The organism is Streptomyces sp. Je 1-369 (assembly GCF_026810505.1).
GTDB lineage: Bacteria > Actinomycetota > Actinomycetes > Streptomycetales > Streptomycetaceae > Streptomyces.
The window spans coordinates 8,733,820-8,753,572 of the sequence record NZ_CP101750.1; the positions used below are offsets into that span (position 1 = coordinate 8,733,820).

The 19,753-nt window shown below is 73.4% G+C and carries 20 protein-coding genes and 2 pseudogenes; 5 read left to right on the forward strand and 17 right to left on the reverse strand.

Annotation, left to right across the window (positions count from 1 at the left end):
• Window positions 1-9: 9 nt before the first annotated feature.
• The 8 genes and pseudogenes from NOO62_RS38660 to NOO62_RS38695 all read right to left on the reverse strand — a co-directional run bounded on the left by NOO62_RS38660 (window position 10) and on the right by NOO62_RS38695 (window position 6,654).
• Complete coding sequence (locus tag NOO62_RS38660; protein WP_268768870.1) at window positions 10-2,106, reverse strand: xanthine dehydrogenase family protein molybdopterin-binding subunit; 2,097 nt, start codon at window positions 2,104-2,106, stop codon at window positions 10-12.
• Window positions 2,107-2,164: 58 nt separating this feature from the next.
• Entirely contained in the window at window positions 2,165-3,196 is a 1,032-nt protein-coding gene (locus NOO62_RS38665; protein WP_268768869.1) for an FAD binding domain-containing protein, read from the reverse strand.
• Window positions 3,193-3,756, reverse strand: a complete 564-nt coding sequence (locus NOO62_RS38670; protein WP_268768868.1) for a (2Fe-2S)-binding protein — start codon at window positions 3,754-3,756, stop codon at window positions 3,193-3,195. Before NOO62_RS38670 ends, NOO62_RS38665 begins: the two co-directional genes overlap by 4 nt.
• Before the next feature lie 166 nt (window positions 3,757-3,922).
• A complete protein-coding gene (locus tag NOO62_RS38675) occupies window positions 3,923-4,177 on the reverse strand; it encodes a DUF6332 family protein (RefSeq protein ID WP_268768867.1) in 255 nt (84 codons plus the stop codon).
• Window positions 4,178-4,267: 90 nt separating this feature from the next.
• Window positions 4,268-4,573, reverse strand: a pseudogene (locus tag NOO62_RS38680) (LysR family transcriptional regulator); the annotation flags it as partial.
• 63 nt (window positions 4,574-4,636) lie between these two features.
• Complete coding sequence (locus NOO62_RS38685; protein WP_268768866.1) at window positions 4,637-5,581, reverse strand: ANTAR domain-containing protein; 945 nt, start codon at window positions 5,579-5,581, stop codon at window positions 4,637-4,639.
• A 264-nt stretch (window positions 5,582-5,845) separates the two neighbouring features.
• The gene (locus tag NOO62_RS38690; protein ID WP_268768865.1) at window positions 5,846-6,490 is read right to left on the reverse strand and encodes a disulfide bond formation protein B; all 645 of its coding nucleotides are present in this window, start codon (window positions 6,488-6,490) and stop codon (window positions 5,846-5,848) included.
• Window positions 6,490-6,654 (reverse strand): DUF5993 family protein, encoded by a 165-nt coding sequence (locus tag NOO62_RS38695; RefSeq protein WP_268768864.1) that lies wholly within the window; start codon window positions 6,652-6,654, stop codon window positions 6,490-6,492. The genes NOO62_RS38690 and NOO62_RS38695 overlap by 1 nt, the downstream gene beginning before the upstream one ends.
• A 155-nt stretch (window positions 6,655-6,809) precedes the next feature.
• Between NOO62_RS38695 and NOO62_RS38700 the strand changes: the two genes are divergently transcribed.
• A complete protein-coding gene (locus NOO62_RS38700; protein ID WP_268768863.1) occupies window positions 6,810-7,337 on the forward strand; it encodes a GNAT family N-acetyltransferase in 528 nt (175 codons plus the stop codon).
• Between the two features lie 15 nt (window positions 7,338-7,352).
• Here NOO62_RS38700 and NOO62_RS38705 read toward each other — a convergent pair.
• Window positions 7,353-7,974: pseudogene (locus tag NOO62_RS38705) on the reverse strand (DUF6629 family protein).
• 244 nt (window positions 7,975-8,218) lie between these two features.
• Entirely contained in the window at window positions 8,219-8,962 is a 744-nt protein-coding gene (locus NOO62_RS39385) for a helix-turn-helix domain-containing protein (protein ID WP_414930746.1), read from the reverse strand.
• 276 nt (window positions 8,963-9,238) lie between these two features.
• On the opposite strand from NOO62_RS39385, the gene NOO62_RS38720 reads away from it, so the two are divergent.
• The 3 genes from NOO62_RS38720 (at window position 9,239) to NOO62_RS38730 (ending at window position 11,714) form a co-directional block, all read left to right on the forward strand.
• Complete coding sequence (locus NOO62_RS38720) at window positions 9,239-9,907, forward strand: DUF4097 family beta strand repeat-containing protein (protein WP_268768862.1); 669 nt, start codon at window positions 9,239-9,241, stop codon at window positions 9,905-9,907.
• A gap of 74 nt (window positions 9,908-9,981) precedes the next feature.
• Window positions 9,982-10,941, forward strand: a complete 960-nt coding sequence (locus NOO62_RS38725) for an ATP-binding cassette domain-containing protein (protein WP_268768861.1) — start codon at window positions 9,982-9,984, stop codon at window positions 10,939-10,941.
• A complete protein-coding gene (locus NOO62_RS38730) occupies window positions 10,938-11,714 on the forward strand; it encodes an ABC transporter permease (protein ID WP_268768860.1) in 777 nt (258 codons plus the stop codon). The genes NOO62_RS38725 and NOO62_RS38730 overlap by 4 nt, the downstream gene beginning before the upstream one ends.
• Window positions 11,715-11,760: 46 nt before the next feature.
• Here the strand turns inward: NOO62_RS38730 and NOO62_RS38735 are convergent, their stop codons facing one another.
• The 3 genes from NOO62_RS38735 to hemG form a co-directional block, all read right to left on the reverse strand.
• Window positions 11,761-12,207: a YdeI/OmpD-associated family protein gene (locus NOO62_RS38735; RefSeq protein WP_268768858.1), complete on the reverse strand. Its 447-nt coding sequence runs from the start codon at window positions 12,205-12,207 to the stop codon at window positions 11,761-11,763.
• 171 nt (window positions 12,208-12,378) lie between these two features.
• Window positions 12,379-12,987: a DsbA family protein gene (locus NOO62_RS38740; protein WP_268768857.1), complete on the reverse strand. Its 609-nt coding sequence runs from the start codon at window positions 12,985-12,987 to the stop codon at window positions 12,379-12,381.
• 41 nt (window positions 12,988-13,028) lie between these two features.
• Window positions 13,029-14,492, reverse strand: coding sequence for a protoporphyrinogen oxidase (gene hemG / locus NOO62_RS38745; protein WP_268768856.1), 1,464 nt, complete (start codon window positions 14,490-14,492; stop codon window positions 13,029-13,031).
• A 236-nt stretch (window positions 14,493-14,728) separates the two neighbouring features.
• Here hemG and NOO62_RS38750 point away from each other — a divergent pair, with 236 nt between their 5' ends.
• Complete coding sequence (locus NOO62_RS38750; protein ID WP_268768855.1) at window positions 14,729-15,505, forward strand: alpha/beta fold hydrolase; 777 nt, start codon at window positions 14,729-14,731, stop codon at window positions 15,503-15,505.
• A 57-nt stretch (window positions 15,506-15,562) separates the two neighbouring features.
• Here NOO62_RS38750 and NOO62_RS38755 read toward each other — a convergent pair whose 3' ends face one another.
• The 4 genes from NOO62_RS38755 to NOO62_RS38770 form a co-directional block, all read right to left on the reverse strand.
• Window positions 15,563-16,429, reverse strand: a complete 867-nt coding sequence (locus tag NOO62_RS38755; protein WP_268768854.1) for an NmrA/HSCARG family protein — start codon at window positions 16,427-16,429, stop codon at window positions 15,563-15,565.
• 161 nt (window positions 16,430-16,590) lie between these two features.
• Window positions 16,591-18,369 (reverse strand): FAD-dependent monooxygenase, encoded by a 1,779-nt coding sequence (locus tag NOO62_RS38760; protein WP_268768853.1) that lies wholly within the window; start codon window positions 18,367-18,369, stop codon window positions 16,591-16,593.
• Window positions 18,370-18,469: 100 nt separating this feature from the next.
• The gene (locus tag NOO62_RS38765; protein ID WP_268768852.1) at window positions 18,470-19,183 is read right to left on the reverse strand and encodes a gamma-glutamyl-gamma-aminobutyrate hydrolase family protein; all 714 of its coding nucleotides are present in this window, start codon (window positions 19,181-19,183) and stop codon (window positions 18,470-18,472) included.
• Between the two features lie 42 nt (window positions 19,184-19,225).
• Window positions 19,226-19,567 carry a non-heme iron oxygenase ferredoxin subunit gene (locus tag NOO62_RS38770; RefSeq protein WP_268768851.1) on the reverse strand — a complete coding sequence of 114 codons (342 nt, stop codon included), beginning with the start codon at window positions 19,565-19,567 and terminating at the stop codon, window positions 19,226-19,228.
• Window positions 19,568-19,753: the final 186 nt, after the last annotated feature.

Genomic DNA, 19,753 nt, shown 5'->3' on the forward strand with positions numbered 1-19,753 from the left:
CGCCGGCGCCTACAGGGCGCCGGCCAGCACCCGGTCCGGGGTCAGCGGGAGTTCCCGCAGCCGTACCCCCGTCGCGTGGTGCACCGCGTTGCCGATCGCCGCGGCCGTTCCCACGATCCCGATCTCGCCGATGCCCTTGCTGCCCATCGGGTTGAGATGCGGATCGTCCTCCTCGATCCAGTGCGCCTCGATGTCCGGCACATCCGCATGCGCCGGCACGTGATAGGAGGCCAGATCGCACTCGGTGAAGTCCCCGAAGGCGGCATCCACCGTGCTGCCCTCCATCAGCGCCATCCCCAGCCCCATCGTCATCGCGCCGACGAACTGCGAGCGGGCGGTACGGGAGTTGAGGATGCGCCCGGCGGCGTAGACGCCGAGCAGCCGGCGCACCCGGACCTCACCGGAGACCGTGTCCACCGCGACCTCGGCGAAGTGCGCACCGAACGCGTGCCGCGCGTAGTCGCTGTCCGCATCGGCCCGCCCCGCCGTGTCGGCCGTGGCACTGACCCCCTCCGGCGGCAGCTGCCGGCCCTGCTGCTCGGCCAGGCGCCCGGCCAGCGCCGTACACGCCTCGTGCACCGCCCAGCCCCAGGAGGCCGTGCCCGAGGAGCCGCCGGCCAGCGGCGCCGCGGGCAGATCACTGCTGCCGATCTCGGTGCGCACCCGCTCCACCGGCACGCCCAGCGCGTCCGCGGCGACCTGCGCGAGCACGGTGCGCGCCCCCGTCCCGATGTCGGTGGCGTTGATCCGCACCACGAACGTGCCGTCCGGGCAGGCCTGCACGCCCGCCCGGGACGGCCCCACCACGACCGGATAGGTGGCCGCCGCCATCCCGCTGCCCACCAGCCACGGCCCTTCCCGGCGGGTGCGCGGGCGCGGATCGCGCCCGGCCCAGCCAAAGCGCCGCGCCCCCTCGCGCAGGCACTCGGCCAGATGCCGGCTGCTGAAGGGCTTGCCGCTGTCCGGCTCGTGCCCGGTGTCGTTGCGCAGCCGCAGCTCGACGGGGTCGATGCCCAGCGCCTGGGCGAGCTCGTCCATCGCCGACTCCAGCGCGTACATGCCCGGCGCCTCGCCCGGGGCCCGCATCCAGGAGGGGCTCGGCACATCCAGCGGCACCGCCCGGTGCGTGGTGCGCGCGTGCGGCGAGGGATACATGACGCGGGTGGCGGCCGCCCCGGTCTCCATGAACTCCTTGACGCGGGAGGTGTGCGCGGTCACCTCGTGGATCACCGAGGTGAGCGTGCCGTCCGTGCCCGCACCCAGCCGCACCCGGTGCAGGGTCGGCGCACGGTGCCCCACCACGGAGGGCAACTGCCGCCGCGGCAGCACGAGTTTGACCGGCCGGCCCGTGGCGCGGGCGGCCATGGCGGCCAGCACCACGTGCGGGCGCGGCGTCCCCTTGGAGCCGAACCCGCCGCCCACATGCTCGGAGACGACCGTCACCTGCTCCTTGCGCAGCCCGAACAGGCCGGCCAGCACATCGCGCACGGTGGTGGCGCCCTGGCTGGAGTCGTACACGCTCAAGTGCCCCTCCTGCCAGTGGGCGGTGGCCGCGTGCGGCTCCATGGGGTGGTTGTGCAGCGGCGGCACCCGGTAGCCGGTGTCCACCCGCACCGGCGCGGCCGCGAACGCCGCCTCCGCCTCGCCGCGCACGTGCTCGCCCGAGGTCCCGTCGGAGTCCTCGGGCACGTAGGCGTCGGGGTGCCCGGCCCGCAGGGTCACCTCGTGCGGCTCGGCGGCGTAGGTGACCTGTACGGCGGCTGCGCCCTCGCGGGCCGCCTCCAGGGTGTCGGCGACCACCAGCGCCACGTACCAGCCGTAATGCGGGACGCGGGCGTCCTGCAGCACGGCCAGGGTGGCGTCGTCCGGCTCGGCCAGACGCGGCGCGTTGCGGTGGTGCAGCACCGCCACCACACCGGGCAGCGCCAGCGCCGCCCCCTCGTCCACCGCCCGCACCTGCCCGCGCGCCACGGTGGCCGCGACCGGCCACGCGTACGCGCAGCCCTCAGGGGTGTGCTCGGCGGCGTAACGGGCGCTGCCGAGCACCTTGTCGGTGCCCTCCCGGCGCTCGAGGCCGGCCCCCAGCGCGTCGGCGGTCTGCGGCATGGTGTTTCTCCCTGCAAGCGGATACGGACGTACGAAAGACAGACGGCGGCCGGCCGGATCAGGGCCCGGCGCCCCCGTCCTGGCCCTGGCCCTGGCCCTGGCCCGGATCCTGGCGGGTCAGGCGGCGCAGGACGTCGCAGGCCAGGTTGCGGGCCAGCGGCACCTTGAAGGCGTTGTCGCGCAACGGCTCGGCCGCCGCCAGCTCGGCATCCAGCGCCCGCTCGAACGCCTCGCCGCCGGGCGCGGCACCCCGCAGCGCCTCCTCGGCGCGCCGGGCCCGCCAGGGCCGGTGGGCCAGCCCGCCAAAAGCGATCCGCACCTCGTGCACGGCCCCCTCCCGCACGTCGAGGACCACCGCCACCGAGGCCAGCGCGAAGGCGTAGGAGGCACGGTCGCGCGCCTTGCGGTACGCGGAGACGGTGCCCGGTGCCGGCGGCGGGAGCAGCACGGCGGTGATGAGCTCGCCGTGGGCGAGCTCGGTGTCGCTCTGCGGCCGGTCGCCCGGCAGCCGGTGGAAGCCGGCGGCCGGCACCGTGCGCGTCCCGCGCACCCCCTGCAGTTCGACCTGCGCGTCCAGCGCGGCCAGCGCGACGGCCATGTCGGAGGGGTGGGTGGCGATGCACTGCGCGGAGTGCCCCAGCACCGCGTGGTCGCGGTGGACGCCCTCGCGCGCACCGCAGCCCGAGCCCGGCTCGCGCTTGTTGCACGGCTTGGCCGGGTCCTGGAAATAGGGGCAGCGGGTGCGCTGGAGCAGGTTGCCGCCGGTGGTGGCCATGTTGCGCAGCTGGCCCGAGGCACCGGCGAGCAGCGCCTGGGACAGCACGGGGTGGCGGGCGCGGACGAGCGGATGGGAGGCCAGGTCGCTGTTGCGCACCGTCGCCCCCACCCGCAGGGAGCCGTCGGCCAGCTCCGCCACGTCGTCCAGCGGCAGCCGGCTGACGTCGATCAGCGTCTCGGGCCGCTCCACGCCCAGCTTCATCAGGTCCACGAGGTTGGTCCCGCCGCCCAGGTAGCGGGAGGTGGCCCGGCCGGCGTGCGCCGCGGTGGCCTCCTCCACGCTGTGGGCGCGCACATACCTGAAGGACTTCACCGCACCCCACCCCCCGCGGCGTCCTCGGCGGCCGCCAGGTCCTGGACGGCCTCGACGATGCGCGGATAGGCGCCGCACCGGCACAGGTTGCCGCTCAGCCGCTCCTGGATCTCCTCCCGGCTCAGCCGCACCGGCTCACCGCCCTCCGCCTTCGGATCCGTCACGTGCGAGGCATGGCCGGCCCGGGCCTCGGCCAGGACGCCCAGGGCCGAACACAGCTGCCCCGGCGTGCAGTACCCGCACTGGAAGGCATCACGCTCCACGAACGCCCGCTGCAGGGGATGCGGCGGGTGGCCGTCGGCGGCGTGCAGCCCCTCGACCGTGGTGATGTCACATCCCTCGACGGCGACCGCCAGCAGCAGACAGCTGTTGGCCCGGCGCCCGTCCACCAGGACGGTGCAGGCACCGCACTGGCCGTGGTCACAGCCCTTCTTGGCGCCGGTCAGATCCAGCTGCTCCCGCAGGACGTCCAGCAGCGTCGCACGGTGATCGACGACCGGGCGGTGGGCCCTGCCGTTCACCCGCAGCGGCACTTGCGAATGGAACACATCGGTCCCCATGGCGCTCTGCTCCCTCGTCCCGGAGGCGGATCGGTGCCGGTATCAGCCCCTCCAGCCTGGGACAGGAGACACGTTCCGGCATGCCGAGCCGCTCCGGGACGACGCAGACCGGGAGAGGGGAGAGGGGAGAGGGGGCGGCGGGGGGGAAGAAGGAGCGGGGGCGGGGTCAGTCCGTGGGGCGGGAGGTCCCGACGTACCGCCACAGCACGTGCACCACCCGCAGCACCCCGAGCACGGTGCCGGCCCAGGCACCCGCGACCACCAGCACCCTTTCGGCGCCGGAGGGGAGCTGCCAGACGGCGGCCGGACCGGCGATCGCCCCGAACACGACGGCGCCCAGGAAGCAGGCGCTGAGCAGCGCGTAACCGATCTCCACGGTCATCGCGTCCCGCTCGGCCTGACTACGACGGCTGGTCCCCATGACCGCAGAGCCTACCCAGCCCCGCGCCCGGCCCCGCCGTACCCCGCCAAGTCCCCCCCCCGGGCGCACCGCGGGACCGCCCCCGCACCGCTACCCGCCGCCGTGGACGCCGGCCGCGACCCGCACGAACGAGCGGACCAGCACATCGGTGTTGCCCGCACCCCACGCGGCCACCAGCGGGCTGGGCGGCATGTCGCTCAGCGGCACCACCGCAAGGCCGGGGGAGGGCGGGTGGTCCAAAAGGGTCATGCCCACGGTGCCGTTCCACAGCACGGCCTGCCGGCACTCCACGACCGCACGCACCACCGGGCCCTCGCGGTGGTGACCGCCGCCCCAGTAGGCCTGCCACAGCGGGTCGGTGCCCGGCGGGAAGCGGAACCAGCGCCGTTGCGCCACACGCCCCGCCTCCTAGGGCGCGTGCCGGGCGCCGCGGGGCAGGCGGGACTTCCGACACAGGCCCTAGGCCTGCCCGGCCAGGGCGAGTTGGTGCAGGTCCTCCAGGGCGTCCAGGAGAACGGTCTCCTGGTGCCACCTGATCCACTCGCCCATGGTGCGGCCGGCGGCGTGCAGTTCGCGCAGCTGGGCCTGGGTGAAGCCGATCAGGGGCCGGGCGTGGTGGGAGGAGATGACGCCGTGCACGGTCCGGTGTTCGTCGACGAGCGGGATGCTGTGGCAGGCGCGGCTGCCGGAGGTGAGGATCACCCGGCGCGTCTCGTCGTCGAACCCGGCCGAGGAGGCCACCTCCTTGACGGTGACCTGGCTGCCGGCCTCGGCGGCCCGGGAGCAGGAGGTGTTGCCGTCGACGAAGGCGAAGTAGTCGGTGAAGTGCCGGGGGTGCCCCGCGTGTTTGGCCATGCGCAGCACGTCGTCCTCGAGCAGCTGCACGTTGCCCATGTCCGTGCCGGTGACGCTCAGCACGCGGTGCAGCGCGGCGCCGAGCACCTCGCCCTGGTTGCGCACGTCCAGCGTGCCGGCCTCCAGCGCGGCCAGGCTGGGCAGGGCGTGCGGGGCCCGCTCGGGCAGCCACCTCTCGGCGCCCGGCGCGGGGCCGGGGGTGCGCACCACCGCGGCGGCCAGCTGGTGCAGCTTGATGTTGGCGTGCTGCGAGGCCCGGCGCAGCAGCACGAACGCCTCCTGGGCGTGGGCCAGCCGGTAGCGCTCGACCAGGATGCCCTCGGCCAGCGCGATCCGGGGCCGCGCCCGCGCCCGCACCTCCAGCTCGGCCACCTGCTCGCGCAGCCGCCCGGCGGTGGCGCGCAGCTGCTCCGCCTCCAGCTGGAGCGAGGAGATCTGCTCGGGCGAGGAGCGCGGACCGGGCGGCGAGAGCCGGTCGGATGAGGAAGTCCGTTCGGGTGAGGAGGTCCGGTCCTCCGGTGACGAGGACGCGGTCGGAATGCTGGTCAAACTCTCTCCCCTGGCCGCACCTGCTCCGGCCTCCTTTGCCGATCGGCCAAGGAGCAGCGGGCCGCGCCACCGGCCCCGGCGCGCCCGGTTCCTCCCGGCACGCCTGCTCCTCACCCACTTCGGCGACCGTATCCCGCCCGCTCCGCGGTGTCATGACCGCCCTGGCACGCATCGTCGACGACCCCACGCCGGACGGCGCACCGGACGCCGCGGGGCCCGCCCTCCGGGCGGACGACGGGACTTCCCGACACAGGCCCCAGGGGGCTACTTCTTCAGGATCTTGAGATCGTAGAAGAACTGGTAGCGGCCGGGGTCGTCGGGCAGGAACCAGTGGAAGCCCTCCAGCAGGAACACCGCGACCAGGTTCACCGCCGTCACCAGCGCCACGAAGGCGAACACCAGCTGTCCCGCGCGCCGGCACACCGGGGCGGGCAGGCCGGGCGCGGCCGTCCAGGGCGCGAAGGCCAAAAGGATGCCGATGGCCGCCACCGCCGCCATGAACAGGATCCACGCCCACACGTACAGGTGCAGGCCCAGCACCGGAGCGCCGTACCCCGCATCGCCCGGCAGGATGTGCAGCATCGTCTGCCGCCAGGAGGTGAAGGCGCCGGCCATGCAGGCCACCAGGGCAAGGCCCCAGCCCGTCATGTAGTCACGGCCGCCGATCGTTCCGCGCATGCCCGCGCGGACGACGTGCAGCGCGCCCAGGGCGGCCAGCAGCATGAACATCCGCTGCACCATGCACAGGGGGCAGGGGTACTCCCAGGAGCCGAACTGCACGGCCAGGCCGCCGCAGACCACGCCCGTCCAGCCGGCCGCGAACAGACACGCGAACCAGAACTGCGCCTGCCCCAGCCACGGCGGCCCGCAGCCCCGGCGGGCCCCTTCCGCCTGCCGCGCGGTGGCCATCAGTAGGTCAGCCCGAGCGAGAGGCCGCTGGTGATGTGGTGCGCGAGCAGCACCGCGGTGGCGGCCAGGACCACCCACCACACCCCGAGCACCACCGCGGGGGACCGCTCCCGGTACAGGGCGGCCAGCCCGGCGAGGAGCCCGGCGAAGATCAGGGTGTCCATGGCGCGCATCGTAGGAAGAGCCGCCGCCCGCACGGCCGGCCGCCACGCGCACGGCCGGTGCTCTACCTCCCAACGGACCAGCCCCCCCCCGCCCGCGGCGCCCGCAGCCCGTTATCGGGTTGCCGCCGCCCGGTCCGGCCGGGTAGGAAGCTCGCATGCTCCAGGGCCGCACGGTCGCACTCCGGGCCCGGCACCCGCAGGACATCCCCCTGCTGCAGGCCGGTCTCTACGACGACGTCGCCACCCACGCGCGCGCTGATGCCCGCCCGTGGCGGCCGATCGTCCCCGGCTCCGGGGACACGCACTTCGCGGTGGACGACACCGAGCAGCGCCACGCCGCCTTCTCCGTGGTGGAGCGGGAGGGCGGCACGCTGCTGGGCGCCGCGGGCCTGTGGCACATCGACACCCACAACCGCACCGCGCACCTGGGCCTGGCCCTGCTGCCGGCCGCCCGCGGCCAGGGCCGGGGCGGCGACGCGGTCGCGGTGCTGTGCCACTACGCCTTCGTCGTACGCGGCCTGCAGCGGCTGCAGATCGAGACGCTCGCGGACAACACCGCGATGCTGCGCTGCGCCGAGCGCAACGGCTTCGTGCGCGAGGGCGTGCTGCGCTCCTCGGCCTGGGTGATGGGCCGCTTCGCGGACGAGGTGGTACTCGGCCTCCTGGCCCAGGACTACCGCTGACAGGCCCTCAGGCCCTCAGGCGGTGGCGGCATGGGTCGGCCGGCGCCGGGCGGCCCACCGTGTCAGCAGCAGTGAACACAGCGCGGCGAACGCGCACCACGTGGAGACGTACTCGCTGCGCCACAGCACGAAGCACACCGCCGCGCCCGCCGCGACCAGCACGCCGAACAGGACCAGGGCCCGCTCGCCGGACAGGAGCAGGGAGCCGACGGTGGCCAGCAGGTAGCCGGCCACCAGCAGCCCGGCCTGCGGCAGTCCCAGCGAGTAGCCGACGGTGTGCCCGCGGATCTCGGCGCCGACCGGGCGCGTCGCCAGCGCGTACGCGAGGGCCGCCGCCGTCGCCGTCCCCGCCGCCAGTGGGACGAGCAGGCGGCGCCGGGCCGTGGGCGCCGCCGCGCACCAGACGGCCACCGGCACCCACAGTGCCAGCACCGGCAGTGCGATGACGGCCCAGGCCAGGGTGGCGGGGCCGGTGCCGCCAGATTGCGGCCTCGACGATCTGGTGGGCGCCCAGCAGCAGCGGCAGCGCGGCCAGCGGCAGGTCGCGGGGGCGGTGCGCCGCCAGGCTCACCGAGACGAGGCCCACCGCCGCGATGCCCGTTCCCGCCGCGAGATCGGCGGTGGCACTCCAGCACATGACAGCAACGCTAGGGCCGCCCCGGCACCGGAGCGCGTCATGCGTGTCATGTGCGCCGTGGGCGCCGTGTGCGTCATGTGCACGGATGGAAGTGTCAGCCCAGCCGGCTGTGGAGGGCCGCGGCGCCGACGGACAGCACGAGGAAACCCGTCAGGATCAGCGTGCCGGTGCCCGTGTGCAGGGCACGTTCCTGTTCGGCGTGTTTCCTCTGCAACTCGGGTGCGCCTGACCAGTCTTCGTACCCTCAAACCTCACCGGCACCGGTCTGGGCGGCGGGGGCGGGTCCGGCGTGGAGGATGTCGCGGGCCTGTTCGGCGGCGCGGGCGGTGCTTTCGGAGACGAAGTCCAGGAACCGGGCGATGTTCTCCAGGCGGGTGGCGGCGGGCGTGCCGGGGCGCAGGACGGGGACACCCTGGCGTGCGGTGGCCACGACCTGGGCGGTGGCGCGGGCGGTGGCCATCATGGACTGGTAGTAGACGTCGTCGTCGACGACGTAGCGCTCGCGCCGGCCCTCGCCGCGCTCCCGGCGCACGAAGCCCTGGCTCTCCAGGAAGGCGATCGCCTTGGAGACGGCGGCCGGGCTGACCTGGAGGTGCTGGACGAGCTCGGCCGCGGTGAGGCTGCCGGAGTCGGTGAGGACGAGGGCGGCCACCACCCGGGACATCATCGTGGGCATGCCCGAGCCGATCATGACGGTGGTGAACACCTCCTCGTAGGCGCGTACTTCACCGGCGTCGCGCCCGTGCGGCTGCGGGGGTGTGCGCGGGGTGCGGGGCGCGCTCCGTGTGCGGCGGTGGGCACGGTGCTCGGTGGCGCGGTGGGCGACGTCGGCGCGGTAGCCGGCCGGGCCGCCGTTGCGCGTCACCTCGCGGGTGATCGTCGAGGTCGGCCGCTCCAGGCGCCGGGCGATCTCGGCGTAGGCGAGGTTGTCGGCAAGCCCCAGGGCGATCTGGCGGCGTTCCTGCTGGGTGAGTCTGCCTCCCGGCATCGGCGGTCTCCTTCGTGGCCGGGGCCGGTGTCGGGCCCGCGGTGGTCGGCGAACGCCGCCGACTATAGCGTTCACGCCCATCTCATTGCAATGCAATGGGGTGGGGGTTGTTGCGTTAAGCGTGAGCCCATTGCTTCAACTTCCCCGCATCCACCTGCAATTATGGGGTTGCAACGCAACAAGTTCGTTGTCAGATCAGTGAATGCAACGTAGCGTTTCTGTCATCGGAAAGCGCGGGCCGCACGGGGCACGCGACACCGGACCAAGGAGCACACGATGCAGAAGTTCGACACCCCCGCCGCCGTCCGCACCGTCCTGGACATCCCCGCGGGCCGCATCCAGTTCATCGCCGCCGACCGCACCGACACCACCGTCGAGATCCGGCCCGCCGACCCCACCCGCGGCCGCGACGTGCAGGCGGCCGAGCAGACCCACGTCGCCTACGCCGACGGCGTCCTGCGCATCCAGGCCCCCGAGGCCAAGAACCGCCTCCTGGGCAGCACCGGTTCCGTCGAGGTCACCGTCCAGCTGCCCGCGGGATCCGGCGTCCGGGCCACGTCCTCCGCCGCCGAGTTCCGCGGCGTGGGACGCCTGGGCGAGGTCGCCTTCGACGGCGGCCACGGCTCGGTCAAGCTGGACGAGGCCACCAGCGCCCGCCTGACCGGCCTCGACGCGGACATCTGGGTCGGCCGCCTGAACGACGGCGGCGAGATCCGCACCCTGCGCGGCGACGTGCACATCGCCGAGGCCGTGCGCGGCGCGCTCGCACTGAGCACCGAGCAGGGCGACATCACCGTCACCGCCGCCCGCGGAGTCAGCGCCGCCATGGACGCCGGCACCTCCTACGGCCGCATCGACAACGCGCTGTACAACACCGGCGGCGCGCCCGCCCTGACCATCAAGGCCACCGTCGCCCAGGGCGACATCACCGCCCGCAGTCTCTGACCCCGGGCCCCCTTCCCCCCTTCTGGCTTCCCCTCTTCTCCCTCCGCGGCCCCCGACACGAAGGAGCTCACCTCATGACCGGCTTGGCCATCGCGGCACACGGGCTGCGCAAGTCCTACGGCGACAAGACCGTCCTGGACGGCATCGACCTGAGCGTCCCGGAAGGAACGGTCTTCGCCCTGCTGGGCCCCAACGGCGCCGGCAAGACCACCGCCGTCAAAATCCTCTCCACGCTCGTCCGCGCCGACGCCGGTGAGCTGTACGTCGCCGGCCACGACCTCGCCCACCAGGCCCAGGCCGCCCGCGCCTCGATCGGCGTCACCGGCCAGTTCTCCGCCGTCGACGGCCTGATCACCGGCGAGGAGAACATGCTCCTCATGGCGGACCTGCACCATCTGCCCCGGCGCGAGGGACGGTGGGTGGCCGCCGAACTCCTGGAACGCTTCGACCTCGTGGCGGCCGCGAAGAAACCCGCCGCCACCTACTCCGGCGGCATGAAACGCCGCCTGGACATCGCCATGACCCTGGTCGGCAGCCCCCGGATCATCTTCCTCGACGAACCCACCACCGGCCTGGACCCCCGCTCCCGCCACACCATGTGGGGCATCATCCGCGAACTGGTCACCGGCGGGGTGAGCGTCTTCCTCACCACCCAGTACCTGGAAGAGGCCGACGAACTCGCCGACCGCATCGCCGTACTCGACGACGGGAAGATCGCCGCCGAGGGCACCGCCCAGGAGCTGAAGCGCCTCGTCCCCGGCGGGCACGTGCGCCTGCGCTTCACCGACCCGGCCGCCCACCGCGCCGCCGCCGCGTCCCTGTCCGAGGCCGTCAGCGACGAGGAGGCCCTCACCCTCCAACTCCCCAGCGACGGCAGCCAGCGCGCCCTGCGCGCCCTGCTTGACCGCCTCGACCTGGCCGGCGTCGAGGCCGACGAACTGACCGTGCACACCCCCGACCTGGACGACGTCTTCTTCGCCCTCACCGCCCACACCACCCCCCGGCCCGCCCCCGCCAAGGAGACCGTCCGATGAGCTCCCTCTCCCTCGCCGTGCGCGACTCCTCCACGATGCTGCGCCGCAACCTCCTGCACGCCCGCCGCTACCCCTCGCTCACCCTCAACCTGCTGATGACCCCGGTCATGCTGTTGCTGCTGTTCGTCTACATCTTCGGCGACACCATGAGCGCCGGCGCGGGCCGCTCCGCCTACACCGCCTACATCGTGCCCGGCATCCTGCTGATGACCATCGGCTCCACCGTCATCGGCACCGCCGTCTCCATCTCCACCGACATGAACGAGGGCATCATCGCCCGCTTCCGCACCATGGCCATCCACCGCGGCTCCATCCTCTTCGGCCATGTCGTCGGCAGCGTCCTGCAGATCCTCATCAGCGTCGTCCTGGTCGGCGCCGTCGCCGTGGCGATGGGTTTTCGCTCCACCGACGCCACCGTCCGGGAATGGCTCGCGGCCTTCGGCCTGCTCGCCCTGGTCGCGCTGGCCTTCACCTGGATCGCGGTCGGCATGGGCCTGGGCAGCCCCAACGCGGAGGCGGCCGGCAACAACGCCATGCCGCTGATCCTGCTGCCGCTCATCTCCAGCGCCTTCGTCCCGCTGCACTCGATGCCGGGCTGGTTCCAGCCGATCGCCGAGTACCAGCCCTTCACACCCGCCATCGAGACCCTGCGCGGCCTGCTCCTGGGCACCTCGATCGGCAACAACGGCTGGCTCGCGCTGGGCTGGTGCCTGGCCCTGACCGTGCTGGGCTACTGCTGGTCCACCGCCCAGTTCAACCGCGACCCCAAGTAACCCCCCGCCCGCGTGCCCTTCGGTGCGCGGGCGGGCGGTCCGGGGGCTAGGCGAACGCCTCGTCGCGCAGCGTCGCCACCGCCTTCTCGATGCGCCGCCGGCGCGTCTCGGGCTTCTTCGCGCTCTCGATGGCGTGCACGTGTGCCCGCTTGCGGCTGGGTGACAGCCGGTCGTACACCTTGCGGGCGATCGCATCGGCGTCCAGCGCCTGGGTGAAGTCCTCCGGCTCGACCAGGACGCGGGGCTCGGTGTCCAGGGCGAGGTCGACCTCGACCTCCTCGCCGGTCTCGACCCCGGCCGCCTCCCGGTTGGCCTTGCTGAAGCCGATCAGGTGGCGGCCGCGCATGATGGCCAGCCGGCTGTTCCAGGAGTGCCCGTTGATGGTGATGGTCACGGCCGGCCGTTTGCCTCCGTCGAGCTTCTCCACGACCTCCGGAGGAACTTCCAGGCCCCGCATGGGCTCGGGAGGCTCGACGTAGGTTCGGAACTTCATCATCTGCTCCTGTCGAAGTGAGTGACCGTGCTGGGTCACATCCTGACCGGGGCGGGGCCCCTGGGGGCAGGGATCGGCGCCATCCGTGTGGCGGCAGACGGATGGCGGCAGACGGAAGGCAGACGGCAGGCAGGCGGCAGGCGGCCCGGGGAACGCGGCCCGCGGAACGCGTCAGCCGAAGTCCGGCTTGCGGTCCCGCGTGCGCTTGAGTTCGAAGAACCCGTCCGTCGCGGTGACCAGCAGCACCCCGTCCCACAGCCTGGCCGCGGCCTCGCCGCGCGGCACCGGGGTCACCACAGGACCGAAGAACGCGTTGCCGTCCACGGCGATCACCGGGGTGCCCACGTCGTAGCCGACCCGGTCCATGCCGGCGTGGTGCGAGGCGCGCAGCGCCGTGTCGTACTCGGTCGAGTCCATCGCCGCGGCCAGCTCCGCATCCAGCCCGGCCGCTCCCAGCGCCGCCTCCAGGGTGGCCCGGTCCTTGGGCGCCTTCTCGTGGTGGTAGCGCAGGCCCAGTTCGGTGTAGAGGCGGCCCAGCACCTGGGGCCCGTACTTCTGCTCGGCGGCGATACACACCCGCACCGGCCCGAAGCCCAGCCCCACCCGGTACTTGTGCGGCACGTCGCGCCCCTCGTTCAGGACGGCCAGGCTCATCACGTGCCAGCGGACACTGATCGGCCGCAGCTCCTGCACCTCGTTGATCCACCGCGAGGCGATCCACGCCCACGGGCACTGCGGGTCGAACCAGAAGTCGACGGCGCTCACGCTCTCCCCGGACACGCCGGCCTCCCTTCCCTCGCCATCGTGGACCTCTCTCCCGGTCACGCGGGGCCGGCCAAGGTGGTGGTGCGCAGCTCGCCGAGCACCTCCTCGGCGGCTTTGAGGGCGCCGGCCACGCACTGGCCGACCCCGACCCCGTCGTAGGCGGCGCCGCACACCGCGAGGCCGGGCTGGGCGGCGACCCCGGCCCGGATGCGCGCCACCCGCTCCAGATGCCCCACCGTGTACTGCGGCACCGCCCTCTCCCACCGGCTCACCCGGGAGGCCAGCGGCGTGCCGCTCACCCCGGTGACCTCGGCGAGTTCGGCGGCGGCGAGCGCGACGAGGTCGGCCTCGTCGCGGGCCAGCAGGTCCTCGCCGCCGCTGCCGCCGCCCTGGCAGCGCACGATGTCCACCTCGCCCGCCAGGTGCGGCCACTTCATGGTGGAGAACGTGACCACCTTCATCGCCCGCCCGTCCACCGCCGGCACCCGGTAGCCGCTGTGCCCCAGGCCGCGTACCGCATCAAGTGCCCTACGGGGAAAGGCGAGCGTGACGATGACGGAACCGGCGTGGGGGATCTCGGCGAGCGCGGTGGTGGCCCGGCCGGTCCCGGGAAGGCCGGCGAGCAGCGGGCCGGCCTGCGCCGCGGGCACGGCGACGATGACGGCGTCCGCGTCGAGGTGCTCGTCCCCGGCGGCGCCGTGCACGCTCACCCGCCAGCCGTCCTCGCGGCGTTCGAGCCCGCGCACCCTGCTCCCGGTGCGCACGGCCGAGCCGGGCGAGGCGGCGAGCAGGCCGTCCGCGAGGACCTGCGGCAGCGAGCCGAGCCCGCCGGTCAGGGTGGAGATGCCGGTGGTGGGCTCCTGCCCCGGCGGCAGCGGCTCCGGCAGCAGCGCGCCCGCCGCTTGTGCCAGCGAGGCGCGCCGCCGGGAGGCGCTCACCAGCGGGGTGAGGGTGGCCTCGAAGGACAGCTCGTCGGCGCGCCCGAAGTAGGCGTCCGACAGGAACGGGTCCACCAGGCGCTCCACGACCTCGCGGCCCAGGCGCCCGCCGACGACGTCCGCCACCGACCGGTCCTCCTCCCGCCCGGCCCGCGGCAGCGTCAGGTCCTCGCGGGCGCGGGCCACGCCCTCCTCGGAGAGGATGCCGGACTTGGCGAGCTCGTCCAGGTCGCAGGGCACGCCCATGAACTGACGCTCCAGCGGCGGCCGCAGCCGGCCCCCGCTCCACACCGCCATCGACTTGGTGCCCGCCGCCACGACGCGCTCCTCCAGGCCGGCGGCCTTGAGCAGCCGGGCGGTCTTGGGACGCCGGGCGTACGTCGACTCCGCGCCCTCGTCGATGACGACGCCCGCCAGCTCCGAGACGGCCAGCTGCCCGCCCAGCCGCCCGGCGCCCTCCAGGACGGTCACCCGCACCGGCTCCTCGCGCAGGAAGAACGCCGCCGCCAGGCCCGCGACGCCGCCCCCGACGACGACGACATGCGGAGCCGTGCCCGACCGAGCCATTCCGTTGTCCGCCATACGACCTGCTCCTTCGTGGATACGGTGTCGCATCAGTTTTGAAGGGCTGCCGATAGTCTCGGTTGAGCGGGAGTGGATCGGGCAACCCTCCCGCAACCCGCCTTATTCCAGGGCGACTTGGCTGCCGCGACGGCGCTCGGGTGCACCCGATTCATCCTCCACCCGCCGTCAACCGGAGCGCTGGACATTACCGCTGCGCACAACACACCCCGTGACAACATGAGGAGAGTGGTGGCATGCGGAAGGTCGTTTCCCAGGACGGCACAACGATCGCCTGTCGCAGCACCGGCGACGGCCCGCCGATCGTGCTGATGAACGGCGCGTTCCGCGACCACACCATCTTCGACGCCCTGGTCCCGGAGCTGGAGCCGCACTGCACCGTCCACGTCTACGACCGCCGGGGCAGGGGACAGAGCGGCGACGCCCCGCAGTACGCCGTCGAGCGCGAGATCGAGGACCTCGCGGCCATCATCGACGACGCCGGTGGCCAGGCGGTCGTGTTCGCCGGTTCCACCGGCGCGAACCTTGCCCTCGAAGCGGCCCTGGCCGGCGTGCCGATCACCAAACTCGCCCTGCACGAGCCCTACTTCCGCATCGCCCCCCACCCCAAGCCGCCCGCCGACTGCATGGACACCCTCAAGGCGCTGCTCGCCCAGGACCGGCGCGGGGAGACCGCGGAGTACTGGCTGCGCGAACTGCTCGGCCTGAGCGCCGAGACCATCGCCGACTGGCGCAAGGCGCCCCTGTGGGCGACGAACGAGGCCAACGCCCACACCCTGCTCTACGACACGACCATCCTCGGCGACTTCGAGGTGCCCGCCGCCCGCCTGGCGACCCTGCGGACACCGGCCCTGATCGTCAACAGCGACGCGACCGGCGACTGGCTGCGCGACGCGGCCCGCGCCACCGCGGCCGTCCTGCCCAACGGCTGGGGCATGCAGCTGCCCGGCTCCTGGCACCGCATCGACACCGACATCCTGGGCCGCGTCCTCGCCGGCTTCACCACCACCTGAAGGCCGCCGACGCCAGGCACCGCCCGAGGACTTGGTCCCCGGGCGGTACGGTGCTGCCTAGGCCACCGGAACCGTCCAGTTCTCGCCCAGCCACGCCTCCAGGGCGACCACGTCGGGGCGGATGCGGCGCAGTTCGGCCATGTCCGCGCTGTAGCCCTCCGTGTCGAGCCAGTCGAACATCGCGGCCAGGTCCGGGCGGGCCGCGCGCAGCGGTTCGAAGGACCGCTGCGCGTAGCGGACCGGGACGCCCGCCACCCGCCCGAACGCCTCGGCGATCTGCGGGCCGGTCAGCTCGGCACTGGCGATCTCGACCCGCCGGCCCAGCCACGCCTGCGGATCGCCGAAGGCGTCCGCGGCGAACGCCCCGATGTCGCTGGTCGCGATCACCTGGACCGGGACCTCGGGGCGCAGCCACAGGCCCAGGACCAGTTCGCCGCCGGCCGGCTTGGGGCCGAGGTCCAGGAGGATGTCGTAGAACATGGTCGGCCGCAGCACCGTCGCCGGCAGGCCGAGCTTGTCGATGTGCTGCTCGATGTGCCATTTGCTGCGGAAGTGCGGGATGACCTCGCAGCGGTCCGCGCCGCCCACCGAGCTGTACACGAAGTGGGCCACGCCCGCCTCGGCGGCCGCGTCCGCCACCGCCTTGCCCTGGCGCTCCTCCGCGGCCACCCCGCCCGGGCCCCGGAACGTCTGGACGCTGAAAACGCCCTGGACGCCCCGCATCGCCGCCCGCAGCGACGCCGTGTCCTCCAGGTCCCCGCGCACGAGCACCGCACCCGCCTCGGCGAGCGCGCGCGCCGCGGGAGCCTGCGGATCGCGCACCAGCGCCTGCACGCGGCGTCCCCGGCCCAGCAGAGCGCGGGCCGTCGCACCTCCCTGCCGGCCGGTTCCGCCCAGCACCAGGACCGTTCCGTCTACCGCCACCGTATTCCTCCGTCGTGAAAGATGTGCCGCCAAAGGTGCCGTGCAAAAAAGGAGGGGCGGCCGCCGCCGGTCCGGCTCGTGCGGCCGCCCTTTCCGCCCCGCCTGTTCCAAATCCCGTTTTGGGAAGGGGAATTCAGGAAGGGGAATTCAGGAAGCGGAATTCAGGAAGCGGAACCCTCGGTGACACGCTGATCGAGAATGCGGGAGACCGCGTTCGCCAGCAGCTGCGCCGCCTGGTCGGCGCCGCCCATGCTGCGCCACGCCACATGGTTGTCGGGCCGCACCAGGATCGCGCCGTCCGGGGCGATCTCGCGCACCCGCGCCCAGCCGCCCTCGGCGTCGGTGAACTCCGCGCCCGCGCCGATCCGGACCGGCCGGATGGGCAGCGACAGCTTCTCCGCCACCTGCGCGGCCGCCTCCGCCCACGCGCCGCCCTCGGCCCCGGTGATCAGGACGAACCCGGCCGGGGAGCCGGTCAGGTCGTGGGTCGACAGGCGCCGGCCGTCCTGCTCGAGCCAGGCGTGCGGAAGGCGGTGCCCGGGCCGCGTCGTGGGCTGGTACACATCGCGCATCGCCACCCGCGCGGGCGGCTCGCTGCCGTCGGGCACCAGCGCGCCCTGCTCGTAGTGGAAGCCGATCTCGAAGTCGTGCGCCTGGCAGCCGGCCCGGTGGGTGTCCAGGATCTCCGCGGTCCGGGCCCGCACCACCTCACCGATGGGGGAGGGGTCGAAGTACGAGGCGAACATCCGCTGACGGCGCTGCGCGGGGGCGTGCGGGCCAAGGCCCACCGCGTCCAGCACGGCCTGGTGGTGGGAGGCGGCCGAGACCGCCCAGTCGACGTTCAGCTGGCACACCGGGCGCCGCTCCGCCTCGTAGGTGTCAAGGAGGCTGTCGTCGGCGCGGCCGTCCAGGACCGCGGCCAGCTTCCACGCCAGGTTGTGCGCGTCCTGGATGCCGGAGTTCAGGCCCAGGCCCACGGTGGGCGGCTGGCGGTGCGCGGAGTCGCCGGCCAGCAGCACCCGCCCCTTGCGGTAGCGCTCGGCGACCAGCGCCTGCACCGTCCAGTTCGTCACGTGGTGCAGCTCCAGCTCCAGCTCGGGCAGGCCGAGCAGTTCACGGACCCGGGCCACCACCGACTCCTCGTCCAGGTGGTCGGCGTCCATCGGCGGGAAGTGCAGCACCCACTCCTCGCAGGCCTTGCCCCAGCTGGGCCCCATCTCGATGAGGTTGCTGCACAGGTCCGGGTCGTGGGCGTTGAGGAAGTGGGTGAGCAGGGTGCCCTCCTGCCACCACTGCGACAGGTCGGCGGTGAAGTACGCGGTCGTCACGTCGAGCAGCGCGGGCACGCCCCGCATCTCCACGCCCAACGCGCCGCCGACCGTGCGGCCGCCGTCGGCGCCGATCATGTAGCGGGCGGTGACCGTGGTGGTCTCGCCGGTGGCCCGCTCGCGGACCTCGGCGACCACCCGGTCGCCCTCGTCAGTGAAGCCGGTCATCTCGTGGCCGAACAGGATGCGCCCGGGGCGGCGCTGTTCGGCGGTGGCGCGCAGGATCGGCTCCAGGCGGACCTGCGGCAGCTTCACCGGCAGGACGGGCCCGGCCGCCGCGTACCGCGCGCGCAGCGAACCGCCGCCGAAGGCGTCGATCTCGTGGAGGTGCTGCGCGTCCATCGGCCCGTCGCCGGCCAGCGAGGTCAGCCAGCGCAGCTTCCCGAACAGCTCCAGGGGCGCGCCCTGTTCCACCATCGGCCCGTCGAGCCCGTGCTGACGGAAGATCTCCATCGTGCGCTGGTTGAGGTAGTGCGCCTTGGGCACGTGCGCGGTGTCCGCGTGCCGTTCGACGAGCAGGTGGTCCACACCGTGGTCGGACAGGAAGTTGGAGGCGGCAAGACCGCATCCGCCGCCGCCCACGATAAGAACCGGAACCTCGACTGTTCCCATTTTCGTCCTTCCGGAAGGTGACAGTCCCACGCTCACGGAAACTGCCGAATGTGCCGGGAATGAAAGTGCGTTGAGCTGTCCGGAGATGCTTTCGCGTGTCTCACCGGCGCCGGGCGGCGTCCGCCAGCGCGCGGTGCAGACGCTCGTCCTCGGTCTGGCCGGCCTCCCACTGCACGCCGAGGGCGAAGGGGTGGCCCACCGCCTCGACCGCCTCGACGACGCCGTCCGGCGTGCGGGCGGTGGCGGCCAGGTGCTCGCCGATGCGGTCCACGGCCTGGTGGTGGTGGCAGGCGGTCTTGGGGGTGTCGTCGCCGTAGACCCGCGCGATACGGCTGCCGGATCGAAGGTCAAGGACGTGCCGGCCGAACTCGAAGCCGGCGCCCTGCGGGCGGTGGGCGTCGGTGCCGGTGACCTCCGGCAGATGCTGGTGCAGGGTGCCCCCGCAGCGCACGTTGAGCAGCTGCATGCCCCGGCAGATGGCCAGCAGCGGCAGCTCGGCCGCCAACGCCGCGCCGATCAGCGCGAGTTCGGCGCGGTCCAGCTCCGTGCTCGCGACCCGGGTCAGCGGGTGGCGCTCCTGCCCGTACAGCGCCGGATCGATGTCCGGGCCGCCCGGCACGAGCAGCCCCTGCAGACCGTCGAGCAGCTGCTCGACGCCGGGCCGCACCGGCAGCACGACCGGGACGCAGCCCGCCGCGGCCAGGAAGTCCACGTGCGACTGGAGCGAGAGGCTGACGACCATGTCGGTGCCCTGCAAGGTGACCGGGACCGTGCGTGCGGTGATCCCGACCACCGGCGGCTTCGCTGCGTTCATGTCCACCTGTCCCTGGTTCTCAGTAGTCCCTGGTCCTGGTTCTCAGTCCGCGGGGTCCGGCTCGGGGTCCGGCTCGGGGTCCGGCGACACGTGGACGAAGCCGTCCTCGACCTTCACCCGGTAGGTGGCGATCGGCCGGGTCGCCGGCGGGTTCACGGGCTGCCCGGTGCGCAGGTCGAAGCACGAGCCGTGCAGCCAGCACTCGATGGTGGTGCCGTAGACCTCCCCCTCGGCGAGGGAGACCTCGGCGTGCGAGCACAGGTCGCTGACCGCGTACACGGTGTCGTCCCTGCGTACCAGTGCGACCGGCGCGTCCCCGACCTCCACCGCGAGCGCGCCGCCGGCCGGGATCTTGTCCACCGGACAAACCTTGATGAAGCTCATCGCTCCCGCTCTCCTCCACACTCGGGGATCCGGCATCGGGGTCCGGAAACAGGGGCCCGGAAACAGGGGCCCGAAAAACAGGGGCCCGGAATCAGGAGTCCGGTCTCTGCCGGATCTCCACGCGCCGGGCCACACGTTCCGCTGCGGCTCTTGAGGATGACCCGAGCTCAGGACGAGGTTCATCGG

Bases quoted from the DNA above. Each gene is read 5' to 3' on its own strand.
- NOO62_RS38770 (WP_268768851.1), bottom strand. From the start codon at position 19,567: ATGAGCTTCATCAAGGTTTGTCCGGTGGACAAGATCCCGGCCGGCGGC.
- NOO62_RS38690 (WP_268768865.1), bottom strand. From the start codon at position 6,490: ATGGCCACCGCGCGGCAGGCGGAAGGGGCCCGCCGGGGCTGCGGGCCG.
- NOO62_RS38675 (WP_268768867.1), bottom strand. From the start codon at position 4,177: ATGGGGACCAGCCGTCGTAGTCAGGCCGAGCGGGACGCGATGACCGTG.
- NOO62_RS38660 (WP_268768870.1), bottom strand. From the start codon at position 2,106: ATGCCGCAGACCGCCGACGCGCTGGGGGCCGGCCTCGAGCGCCGGGAG.
- NOO62_RS38730 (WP_268768860.1), top strand. From the start codon at position 10,938: ATGAGCTCCCTCTCCCTCGCCGTGCGCGACTCCTCCACGATGCTGCGC.
- NOO62_RS38720 (WP_268768862.1), top strand. From the start codon at position 9,239: ATGCAGAAGTTCGACACCCCCGCCGCCGTCCGCACCGTCCTGGACATC.
- hemG (WP_268768856.1), bottom strand. From the start codon at position 14,492: ATGGCGGACAACGGAATGGCTCGGTCGGGCACGGCTCCGCATGTCGTC.
- NOO62_RS38750 (WP_268768855.1), top strand. From the start codon at position 14,729: ATGCGGAAGGTCGTTTCCCAGGACGGCACAACGATCGCCTGTCGCAGC.
- NOO62_RS38735 (WP_268768858.1), bottom strand. From the start codon at position 12,207: ATGAAGTTCCGAACCTACGTCGAGCCTCCCGAGCCCATGCGGGGCCTG.
- NOO62_RS38760 (WP_268768853.1), bottom strand. From the start codon at position 18,369: ATGGGAACAGTCGAGGTTCCGGTTCTTATCGTGGGCGGCGGCGGATGC.
- NOO62_RS39385 (WP_414930746.1), bottom strand. From the start codon at position 8,962: ATGCCGGGAGGCAGACTCACCCAGCAGGAACGCCGCCAGATCGCCCTG.
- NOO62_RS38700 (WP_268768863.1), top strand. From the start codon at position 6,810: ATGCTCCAGGGCCGCACGGTCGCACTCCGGGCCCGGCACCCGCAGGAC.
- NOO62_RS38695 (WP_268768864.1), bottom strand. From the start codon at position 6,654: ATGGACACCCTGATCTTCGCCGGGCTCCTCGCCGGGCTGGCCGCCCTG.
- NOO62_RS38670 (WP_268768868.1), bottom strand. From the start codon at position 3,756: ATGGGGACCGATGTGTTCCATTCGCAAGTGCCGCTGCGGGTGAACGGC.
- NOO62_RS38765 (WP_268768852.1), bottom strand. From the start codon at position 19,183: ATGAACGCAGCGAAGCCGCCGGTGGTCGGGATCACCGCACGCACGGTC.
- NOO62_RS38725 (WP_268768861.1), top strand. From the start codon at position 9,982: ATGACCGGCTTGGCCATCGCGGCACACGGGCTGCGCAAGTCCTACGGC.